Genomic DNA, 244 nt, shown 5'->3' with positions numbered 1-244 from the left:
ATGCAGCACTTTAATAGTCAGTTCAGTAAGCACCTAGACACTGAAGTGTTTATCATCCGTCCCGGGTTGATTGGATGTTATTTCGATAAGCAGTATGACGCAGCAATTATCTTAAATGCCGTAATAAAGAGCCTTAAACAATTACAAACAACTCAATTTACCATTCCTAACTTTGCTCGTAAATCAACAGAGCAATATGCCAGCATTGGCCACATTAGTTTACCATTACTTGACAACCCTGATG

At 38.5% G+C, this 244-nt stretch carries 1 protein-coding gene; it reads left to right on the top strand.

Annotated features, from left to right (window positions below):
• Window positions 1-45 precede the first annotated feature (45 nt).
• On the top strand, window positions 46-244 hold a 199-nt coding region (locus AAEZ03_RS28565; RefSeq protein WP_350583347.1), incomplete at its 3' end, for a hypothetical protein.

The sequence above is a fragment of the Pseudomonas sp. HY2-MNA-CIBAN-0224 genome, from assembly GCF_040310285.1.
GTDB lineage: Bacteria > Pseudomonadota > Gammaproteobacteria > Pseudomonadales > Pseudomonadaceae > Aquipseudomonas > Aquipseudomonas helleri.
The sequence above is the reverse complement of the archived record's forward strand: the minus strand, read 5'-3'. Positions and strand labels throughout refer to the sequence as shown.